9 protein-coding genes are annotated in these 9,490 nt (G+C 45.6%); 8 read left to right on the top strand and 1 reads right to left on the bottom strand.

All coding sequences use genetic code 11. The features are described from left to right. Positions 1-406 precede the first annotated feature (406 nt). From der to proC, 8 genes are all read left to right on the top strand, one after another. On the top strand, positions 407-1,768 hold the full coding sequence (gene der, locus QUA20_RS23295) for a ribosome biogenesis GTPase Der (protein WP_333191526.1): 1,362 nt from the start codon (positions 407-409) through the stop codon (positions 1,766-1,768). 192 nt (positions 1,769-1,960) lie between these two features. Then, a complete protein-coding gene (locus QUA20_RS23290) occupies positions 1,961-2,332 on the top strand; it encodes a four helix bundle protein (RefSeq protein WP_333191524.1) in 372 nt (123 codons plus the stop codon). A gap of 183 nt (positions 2,333-2,515) precedes the next feature. After that, positions 2,516-3,511, top strand: coding sequence for an energy-coupling factor transporter transmembrane protein EcfT (locus QUA20_RS23285; RefSeq protein ID WP_333191522.1), 996 nt, complete (start codon positions 2,516-2,518; stop codon positions 3,509-3,511). A 165-nt stretch (positions 3,512-3,676) separates the two neighbouring features. Then, positions 3,677-4,135 carry a holo-ACP synthase gene (gene acpS / locus QUA20_RS23280; RefSeq protein ID WP_172190292.1) on the top strand — a complete coding sequence of 153 codons (459 nt, stop codon included), beginning with the start codon at positions 3,677-3,679 and terminating at the stop codon, positions 4,133-4,135. A gap of 42 nt (positions 4,136-4,177) precedes the next feature. Then, entirely contained in the window at positions 4,178-4,447 is a 270-nt protein-coding gene (gene pipX / locus QUA20_RS23275; protein ID WP_006634205.1) for a transcriptional coactivator PipX, read from the top strand. A 72-nt stretch (positions 4,448-4,519) separates the two neighbouring features. Next, positions 4,520-5,185: a YggS family pyridoxal phosphate-dependent enzyme gene (locus tag QUA20_RS23270; protein WP_333191521.1), complete on the top strand. Its 666-nt coding sequence runs from the start codon at positions 4,520-4,522 to the stop codon at positions 5,183-5,185. A 117-nt stretch (positions 5,186-5,302) separates the two neighbouring features. Continuing rightward, a complete protein-coding gene (locus QUA20_RS23265; RefSeq protein WP_333191520.1) occupies positions 5,303-5,920 on the top strand; it encodes a cell division protein SepF in 618 nt (205 codons plus the stop codon). A gap of 192 nt (positions 5,921-6,112) precedes the next feature. Beyond that, positions 6,113-6,958: a pyrroline-5-carboxylate reductase gene (gene proC / locus QUA20_RS23260; protein WP_333191517.1), complete on the top strand. Its 846-nt coding sequence runs from the start codon at positions 6,113-6,115 to the stop codon at positions 6,956-6,958. Between the two features lie 36 nt (positions 6,959-6,994). Here the strand turns inward: proC and QUA20_RS23255 are convergent, their stop codons facing one another. Then, positions 6,995-9,403 (bottom strand): bifunctional serine/threonine-protein kinase/ABC transporter substrate-binding protein, encoded by a 2,409-nt coding sequence (locus tag QUA20_RS23255; RefSeq protein ID WP_333191515.1) that lies wholly within the window; start codon positions 9,401-9,403, stop codon positions 6,995-6,997. Positions 9,404-9,490: the final 87 nt, after the last annotated feature.

Here is a 9,490-nt window from a genome sequence, read left to right as displayed (position 1 = left end):
TCAGATAGCACTCAGTTTTTTCGCTTCTGTGCTTTATTGCGTAAGCATCCCTATTTAAAAACTGTCCGGAGTATTGATTTAATAAGATTGAGAGTAGAGAGTAGGGTTCCATGCAGACTGCACCTTACTGGTTGAAAAAAATGGTGACTAAATCTCCCAAAAATTTAAAGACCGCCAAACCCCGAGCAGTTTAGAGAATCAAAAATGCAAAAATTAGCTGCCAAGCAATTTTCCACAGTACGGGTGGCTACCTAACAGCGCGCCGAACGACTAGAAAATGCGTAGGACAAACCGACAAAAACAGCTAACCTCAATACAGAAATAAGCCTTTCCATTTGAGTGACATTCCCTTATAATTAAAGATTAAAGCTCAAAATTACTGCGCAGCCTAATTGCTGCTACTTTTATGCCTCTACCTATAGTTGCTATTATTGGACGCCCCAATGTAGGCAAATCGACGATCGTCAACCGTTTAGCCAACACCCAAGACGCGATCGTCCACGACGAACCAGGAATCACGCGCGATCGCACTTACAGACCGGCTTACTGGGGCGATCGGGAATATCAAGTCGTAGACACCGGCGGGTTAGTATTCGACGACGAGACAGAATTTCTGCCTTTAATTCGCGAACAAGCAATGGCCGCCCTCGCAGAAGCCAGCGCAGCCATTTTCGTAGTAGACGGACAAACCGGGCTCACCGGCGGCGACGAATCGATCGCATCTTGGCTGCGACTGCAAAAAGTCCCTGTCATTCTCGCCGTCAACAAGTGCGAATCGGAAAATACAGGACTCACCCAAGCAGCAGACTTTTGGCAATTGGGACTCGGAGAACCTTACCCAATTTCAGGCATTCACGGCAACGGCACCGGCGAATTGCTCGACAAATTAATTACTCACCTTCCCACGGAAGCGTTACCAGAAGTTGAGGAAATTAAAGTAGCAATTATCGGTCGTCCCAACGTCGGCAAATCGAGTTTGTTAAACGCATTTCTCGGAGAAAATCGTGCCATAGTCAGCCCGATTTCCGGCACAACCCGCGACGCGATCGACACCTTAGTAGAACGCAACGGTCAAACCTACCGCCTGATCGACACAGCCGGCATCCGCAAAAAGAAAAACGTCGAATACGGCGCAGAATTTTTCGGCATCAACCGCGCTTTCAAAGCCATCCGCCGCGCCAACGTCATACTGTTAGTAATTGACGCAATTGACGGCGTTACCGATCAAGACCAAAAATTAGCCGATCGCATCAGCCAAGAAGGTCGAGCCTGCATCATAGTCGTCAACAAATGGGACGCAGTAGAAAAAGACTCCGACACCATCTACGAGTACGAAAGAGAAGTAAGAACCAGACTTTATTTCCTCGACTGGGCAGAAATGATTTTTGTTAGCGCCATGAGCGGACAGCGAGTTGAAAAAATCATTGAATTAGTAGACAAAGCCTCCGACGAACACAAACGCCGCGTCACTACCGCCGTCATTAACGAAGTCATAGAAGAAGCCACAAGCTGGCACTCAGCCCCAGTTACCCGCCAAGGAAAACAAGGCAAAATCTATTACGGTACTCAAGTGCGATCGCAGCCACCGACAATTGCGCTGTTTGTCAACGATCCCAAACGCTTCACCGAAAATTACCGCCGTTACATGGAAAGCCAATTTCGCAAACACCTCGGCTTTACCGGTACACCAATGCGGCTGCTTTGGAGAGGAAAAAAAGTTCGTGCCACCGAAATGAGCACAACAAACAGAGCACTGCGCGTCAAGTAATTTTCGATTTTAGATTTTGGATTTTAGATTGAAGAAAAAACGCAATTGAATGATAAAATTAATGAATTGCGTTTTTTTTGTATCCTCAAAAATCAAAGAATTGCCAACTCCAAATGTCAAATACCAAATCGAAAATCAACAATCTTAAATCCCCCATGAAAAAATCTAAAATCTAAAATCTAAAATCCCAAGATGGACGAACAAGAGTTTAAACAAAGAACGAAGCAGCTAGCATTAAGAGTTATTAAGCTAGTAAGTTCACTGCCAAAAAATACCGTTTCTGAGGTAATTGGCAAGCAGTTAATTCGTTCAGGAACTTCTGTAGGGGCTAACTATCGAGCAGCTTGTCGCGCTAGATCGACAGCAGACTTAATTGCCAAACTCAGAATAGTGGAAGAAGAAGCGGATGAATGTTTGTACTGGATGGAGTTGATAGTTGAAGCTAAATTAGTAGATGTCGATAATTTGAGGAATATCATGTCAGAAACGAATGAAATTTTAGCAATGACAGTTGCCTCTATCAAAACTTTAATTGCTAAAAACCCAACAGCAAATCGCCAATAAAAAAAATCTCAAATACTACAAAAATTGCCAAGCTAAAATCAAACAATCCCAACCATAAATCAAACAATCAAACAATCAAACAATCAAACAATCCCCAATCAAGCAATCCCCAATCAATCAAACAATCAAACAATCCCCAATCAAAAAATCTAAAATCTAAAATCTAAAATCTAAAATCGCAAGATGGACTTACTTCGATCGCTCCCCATCGGACTCTACCTAGAACAACCAATAACCTGGCTTCACCGCCTAGACTCCCGCGTAAAACTAGCTTGGTTGATGACATTTCTGATCGCGCCAATACTCGCCAATCCCATCTGGCGGTTGATGCTGGTAGGAATGTTAATCGTACTGACACTAACAGCAGCAATCCCTTTGCGGGTATGGAAACAGCAAATGGGACTGCTGCTGCTATTCTGCATTTTAATATTTTGCTTGAGCGCGATCGCTCCCGACGCACTCCCATCAGAACACCAGCCCCGCATCCCCGCCGACGAATTCACCTTTTCCCAACAGCCCGCAACTCTTCCACCCCCGCCCCAGCCAAAACCCTGGTACAAAACTTTTAATTTAGGCTCAAATTCCCCAATCCCAAATCCGAAATCCCAAATCTCAAATCAACTCCCCCAACCCACAAACTACCGTTACGTTTTATTCAAACAAGGCCCGATTAAAATCACCCGCAAATCCCTAGATTTAGCTATTAACGTCAGCACCCTCTTTTTCACAGTAATTTACAGTACCAACCTCTATCTCCTTACCACAGCCAGTGAAGAAATAACCAGCGCGATCGAAAACTTAATGCAACCTCTGCGCCGCTTGAACTGGCCTGTTACCGAAATAGCACTAACATTAACGTTATCTTTGCGCTTCATTCCCCTAGTATTGGAAGAAATACAAAATTTAGTGCGATCGGTCAGAACCCGAGCGATCAACTGGAAAAAACTCGGATTTCGCCGCGCCGCTCAAGTGTGGTTGATGATAGCCGAGCGACTCTTAGAAAACTTGCTCCTGCGAGCCGAACAAATAGCCAGCGCCATGAAAGTTCGCGGCTTCACCAGTCCCGATCGACACCGTGTAGAATGGCACCAGTTGCAATTGAAAATCCGAGACTGGATCGCCCTCGGGTGCTTGATCGTCCTCTGGAGCGCCCGCTTCGTTTGGGGTTGGGACAGTTGAGATTTTAGATTTTAGATTTTAGATTTTAGATTGAATAATATTGAAGGATTGGCAAGGACTGATTCGAGCGGGGTTTGGAAAACGGGCCTACATTTGAGTAAATTTTGTCTGGTACGTGACAGTCCTGCTAAAGTAATGGAGACAAATATTTAGAGATCCAAGACCTTGAACATCTATCTTGGGACAGATATCGTATATGTTCCGCGCATTCAAGCTGCATTAGACCGCTTTGGCGATCGCTTCCTCGAAAAAGTTTACACGCCCGCCGAACAAAGGGACTGCGGGCAACTAAATTCTCAACACAGCAGCATTAAAGGTAAAATGAATCGAGTTTCCTGCAACCAACTAGCAGGGCGCTGGGCAGCAAAAGAAGCTGTTGTCAAAGCTCTAGGCACGGGATGGCGGGGAATACGGTATGCAGATGTGGAAATTCGGCGTTCCGAAAACGGTGCTCCCAATGTGCAACTGCACGGAAACGCAGCAGCACGAGCCTCTGTTTGGGGAAATTGCCAGTGGCAATTGAGCCTCAGCCATGACGGAGACTATTCTATGGCTACGGCGATCGCCCTTTGTACCCCGCCCTCAAACAACGCCGTGCCCACAAACACCGAAACTAAAATCTAAAATCGAAATCTTTAATCTAAAATTGACCGACTGTAAACTTGAATGACTACCGAAACTTACCTGAATCATCCAAACTTTGGCCTCCTCTTCAGGGTATCCCAGGTTGAAGACAGCCAAGAATTATTTACCACCCTATACGCCCAACGCCTGTTTTTTTTGGTGACAAACGGCCCAGGCGGGCTGAGATTTGAACCAATCAGCCGCTCCGACGCTCGCCTCATGGTCGAAATTCGCCTGCGAACCCTGCGTCGCAGCGGACAATATCAAGAGTACGACCAATTGCAGACCATTCACCAGCGCACGTTTCAATAACGAAAATCAGTAATTTGGTAATTGGTAACTGTCTTAATTTTCCTTCCCTCCAGTTCCCAGCGTTGAGCAACCATGACCATAGCCTCTCGAATTAACAGCATTCGCCAACACTTGCCCGAATCAGTGCGGTTAATTGCCGTTACCAAACAAGTACCGACTGATGCTATCCGCGAAGCATACGACGCCGGTATCCGCGATTTTGGCGAGAGTAAGGTTCAAGAGACTGCCGAAAAACAAAGCCAACTGCAAGATTTACCGGATATCAACTGGCACTTGATCGGCCACTTGCAAGCCAACAAAGCCGCTAAAGCCCTAGAGCATTTCCAGTGGATTCATTCTCTAGACAATTTAAAAATCGCTCAGCGACTTTCGCGCTTGGCGGGCGAACAGTCCTGCTCTCCCCAAGTTTGCCTGCAAGTCAAAATGTTGACCGATCCGGACAAATACGGCTGGAGCGTTCCAGAACTGCTTGCCGACCTTCCAGAACTAAACAAATGTCAGCATATCAAAATTCAAGGTTTGATGACAATACCCCCACAGGGGTTAAATGAGTCGCAAATCCTAGAATTATTTAACAGCACCCGCGAACTTGCTGACAAAATCCAGCAGCAAAATTTGCCCTGCATTCAAATGCAACAGCTCTCGATGGGGATGTCGGGAGATTATCATTTGGCAATTCAAGCAGGTGCTACTATGGTACGGCTAGGACAAACCTTATTTGGCTCTAGGAGGGGATAAATAATTGAAATCTTCTGATAAAGACAATTTAGGTTAAATATAGAGTAGTCAGCCACCCGCAACTAACGCGCAACGCGAGTATAGTCGGGGTAGCAAAGTCGTGAAGGAGCGTGAATCATGAATATTTTTTCTAAACTGCGAGATTTTGTAGGCATCAACAATGAGCCTGAGTACGATGACGTGTACGACGAAACCGAAGGAGAGCGCTATCAGAACTTCTACCAAGCGCCTGAACCCAACCCCGCTGCCGTCGCAGCAGCAGAAGAAGAACGTCGTCAAAATCGTAGAATGCGGGAGCGGTCAGTAGTAGGATCGACAGGTATGGATGTCGTTGCACCAACCGGGGGAGTAGGGTCAGTAATGAATAACGTGATTGGAATGCCTGGAGCTATGAACGGGATTTCGGAAGTAGTAGTAATGGAGCCGCGCACTTTTGAAGAGATGCCGGCAGCAATTCGAGCTCTTAAGGAACGGAAGTCTGTGGTTTTGAACCTGACGGTGATGGACCCAGACCAAGCGCAAAGAGCTGTGGACTTTGTGGCGGGCGGTACTTATGCCCTTGACGGTCATCAAGAGCGAATTGGCGAAAGTATTTTCTTGTTTACGCCTAGCTGCGTGCAGGTGAGAACTCAGTCGGGTGTGGTTCACGAAGTGCCTCCAGCCCAAGGACGGCCCCGCCCTGCTGCTCCTGCACCTACAGTCTGGCCGGCAGAACAAGCTCCAATGGCTCAGTAGTCAGTAGTTAGCAGTCAGTTGGCAGTGGTCAGTAGTCAGTAGTCAGTAGTCAGTAGTCAATAGTTAACAACTAATAACTGTGGAATAAACACTGCGGATTAATAACATTAGCTAACAACTAAGTAACCAATGACAACTGACAACTGATAACTGGCAACTGATAACTCAAAAGTGACAAGTGACAACTGACTAATGACTAACATAAAATTTGGTACGATCGGCGGCGGGGTAATGGGAGAAGCTCTCTTATCCCGCTTAATTGCACAAAAAGTTTATTTGCCTTCAGAAATATTGGTGAGCGAGCCACAACTTCAACGGCGCCAATTTTTGACGGAAACCTACGGGATTGGAACAACAGCCAGCAATCTAGAAGTTGCTGCCGCTACAGAAGTGCTGTTTTTGGCGATTAAACCGCAAGTTTTTGATACCGTAGCTTTGGAGTTGGCGGTGGCGGCCGATCGCAAACAGGGAAATAATGGAGAAACGGCTAATTCCCAGCCAGAAGCGCTGGTAGTGTCGATTTTGGCTGGAGTGCCACTGAGCAAGCTCGAACCAGCCTTCCCGGGGCGGGGAGTGCTGCGTGTGATGCCGAATACTCCGGCTACGGTAGGAGCAGGAATGAGCGCGATCGCTCCGGGAAAACTTGTTCAATCGGCTGATTTAGAATTGGTAAAGCGGATCTTTCAGGCCGTCGGAGAAGTGGTAGAAGTACCTGAGAGTATGCTGGATGCGGTGACGGGGCTTTCGGGTTCCGGGCCCGGTTATGTCGCAATTTTGATAGAGGCCTTGACAGATGGCGGAGTTTGTGCAGGACTGCCACGGGTGATCGCCTCTCAATTAGCTTTGCAAACAGTATTCGGTACGGCGAAACTATTGCAAGAAACGGGAATGCACCCAGCAGAATTGAAAGATCGAGTTACGAGTCCCGGCGGTACAACTATTGCCGGAATTGCTAAATTAGAGAGTAGCGGTTTTCGTTCTGCGCTGATCGAAGCAGTGAAAGCAGCTTGTTTGCGTTCTCAAGAATTAGGGAAATAAGTTAGGAATAACGCACAGAAACAATCATAAACGAGTTCAATCGCACTTTAAACCTGCCGCTTTTGCCGTCGGATATTTGACGGGAACAAAAGCTACACCAAACTCTTCTTTTCGACACTTGACAATATGCACCAATTCGCTGGGGGGATTTTTGCGATCGCCATTCTTTCCAAACTGAATAGTTCCCGTTCCTCCTGACGCAATAAAATTCTGATTGGAAAGCGTTTTCTGCATTCCTTCGCGGCTGGGTTGCTGTTGCATTTCCATTGCCTTAATCAGTGCAATAGTTGCATCGTAAGCTAAGGCTGTATCGGTATTTACCTTTCCTCCCCACAGCTTTTGAGCCTGTTGAGGAAATTTTTTGTTAAGACTACTTAAGGGATGCCAGGGGACAGACACGATTAGTTTTTCAAAAGATTTTAGCTGGGATGCTGCTTCTAAAGTTCTCCACTTGTAGAGTACCCAAATTCCGGCTATCCAATTGCGATCGCGGTTGGCTTTAACCATTGCGATCGCGTTATTTAATGAATTGGTAATTTGACCGTCTGGAGATAACACGATCGCTGTTTCTCCTGTTCGCTGGATTTCATTTAAAGCTGTTTGGGCGTTAAATTCATTTTTCGATAAATCGAAGTCGCGAGTTCTGACTATTTTTCCTTTTTTGTCATCTTGAAACTGCCTTTTGAATGCTTGTGTAAAATAAGAACCCGACGAACTGCCGGGATTGTATAAAACTGTTGCTTGATTTTTACCTACTGACCGCAGATACTTTGCTAAACTTTGAGCTGCAAACCGACTCGAATAGGATGTGCGAAAGAAAATTTTTCGATGCTTTTCTGTCAGTTCTTCCGTTGTGCTTCCAGGAGAAATCAGCACCAGATTATTTTGGTCATAAATATCTATCGCTGATAGGGTAATTTCACTGGCATAATGACCTACTACCCCTAAAATATCCGGCTGTTTAACCAGTGCATTTGCTGTTTTAATTGCCTCTGCTTTGAGATTCGCATCGTCAGCAATGATGACTCTCAGACCTTTGCCGTTAATAGCTTTGGCTTCGATCGAGCTTTGACCGGGAAAGTTTTGATTCCTCTCAGTAGCAGCGATTAATCCTAAATTAACTTCCGTTTGGGCTTGGGCAACGCCGCGCAAAAGTTCTTTTGCCGAATCAGCATTAACGGCAGAACCTGACTGATTTTTCAGGATGGGAACGGCAACAGCAAGTGTGTAATAATCAGCATTTTTGTTTTTCAAAAAAGTATTGTTCATGTAAATTAAAGTTTCTGGATCGATGCTGTCTTCTTCGTTCCAGGATTTTTTGAATAAATCAAAAGCAGATTGATAATTTGATTTGGCAAACTCCTCAACTCCCTTTTGCTTTAACCGAGGTGAAGAAGTTTTGACGAGGATTTCTTCGCCGCAACTCAAAGCATCTCCCTGGATTAAAGGACAAGTTTTAGGTGTAATTGTGCGTAAAAAAATAGGGGCTGCCAGTCCCGCTGTCATTCCCGCAACTGCCAATGGTAACAAGCTAAAGATCGATCGAGAAAACAGCCTGCGTTTCGGCGGTGGTGAGTGCAACTCTGTTAGCGATCGCAAATCCTGCAACACTTCAGCAACAGATTGGTAGCGGTCGTTAAAGTGGTAGCGCACCATCTTATTTAAAACTTTTTCCAGTTGGTCGCTAATTTGTACCATCGGGCGATCGTCACTTGAGTAGCGCCAGATGAGTTCGCCAGTTTTTTTATCATTAAAAAAGTCTTCAATATCTAACCCTGCGATCGCTTGAATGCCGATGATTCCCGCAGCATAGATATCGCTGTTCAATCTGGGCTGATTTTTCCACTGTTCGGCTGGCATATAACCGTCTGTACCAACCGCGCGAGTTTGAGTTATTTGACCGTTCTCGATCGCCAAAGTGCCGATCGCTTTTACTGCCCCAAAGTCAATTAACACAATTTTGCCGTCAAGCTTGCGCCGGATTAAGTTTGACGGTTTAATATCGCGGTGAATAATACCTTGAGAGTGGACGCAATCTAAAACTGACAAAATATCTTGCAATAAATCAATAACTTCTGACTCCTGAAACTGGCTGATAGATGCGAGTTCTTTGTTGAGCGGATTTCCTTCGATGTATTCTTGAATTAAGTAAAATTTTCCCTGTTCAATAAAGCGATCGATCAACTTGGGAATCTGCGGACACTTATCGAGATACTTCAGGGTTTGAGCTTCTCTTTCAAATTGCTGTTGTGCTTCCTTCAACAGCCGCGGATCGTTAGATTCAGGAGGCTCAATTTCCTTGACGACGCACAGGGGATTTTCGGGGCTGCCTAAAGCGTCGTTAGCCGTATAGGTTTTAGCAAACCCTCCCTGCCCTAATTGACCGATAATTCGGTAGCGATCGCGCAGAATATCTCCAGGCTTCAGGCACCTAAATTGTTCCATCCCCTTAACTCGCTGCACTCGTTGGTGTCTATCGTACCACAAATATGACTTTTATGAACTCAAAGTTATGACTTTTATGAACTCAAA

The organism is Microcoleus sp. Pol7_A1, from assembly GCF_036701085.1.
Lineage (GTDB): Bacteria > Cyanobacteriota > Cyanobacteriia > Cyanobacteriales > Microcoleaceae > Microcoleus > Microcoleus asticus.
The sequence above is the reverse complement of the archived record's forward strand: the minus strand, read 5'-3'. Positions and strand labels throughout refer to the sequence as shown.

Excerpts from the sequence above, each read along its gene's own strand:
- der (WP_333191526.1), top strand. The coding sequence starts at position 407 with ATGCCTCTACCTATAGTTGCTATTATTGGACGCCCCAATGTAGGCAAA.
- QUA20_RS23290 (WP_333191524.1), top strand. The coding sequence starts at position 1,961 with ATGGACGAACAAGAGTTTAAACAAAGAACGAAGCAGCTAGCATTAAGA.
- QUA20_RS23285 (WP_333191522.1), top strand. The coding sequence starts at position 2,516 with ATGGACTTACTTCGATCGCTCCCCATCGGACTCTACCTAGAACAACCA.
- pipX (WP_006634205.1), top strand. The coding sequence starts at position 4,178 with ATGACTACCGAAACTTACCTGAATCATCCAAACTTTGGCCTCCTCTTC.
- QUA20_RS23270 (WP_333191521.1), top strand. The coding sequence starts at position 4,520 with ATGACCATAGCCTCTCGAATTAACAGCATTCGCCAACACTTGCCCGAA.
- QUA20_RS23265 (WP_333191520.1), top strand. The coding sequence starts at position 5,303 with ATGAATATTTTTTCTAAACTGCGAGATTTTGTAGGCATCAACAATGAG.
- proC (WP_333191517.1), top strand. The coding sequence starts at position 6,113 with ATGACTAACATAAAATTTGGTACGATCGGCGGCGGGGTAATGGGAGAA.
- QUA20_RS23255 (WP_333191515.1), bottom strand. The coding sequence starts at position 9,403 with ATGGAACAATTTAGGTGCCTGAAGCCTGGAGATATTCTGCGCGATCGC.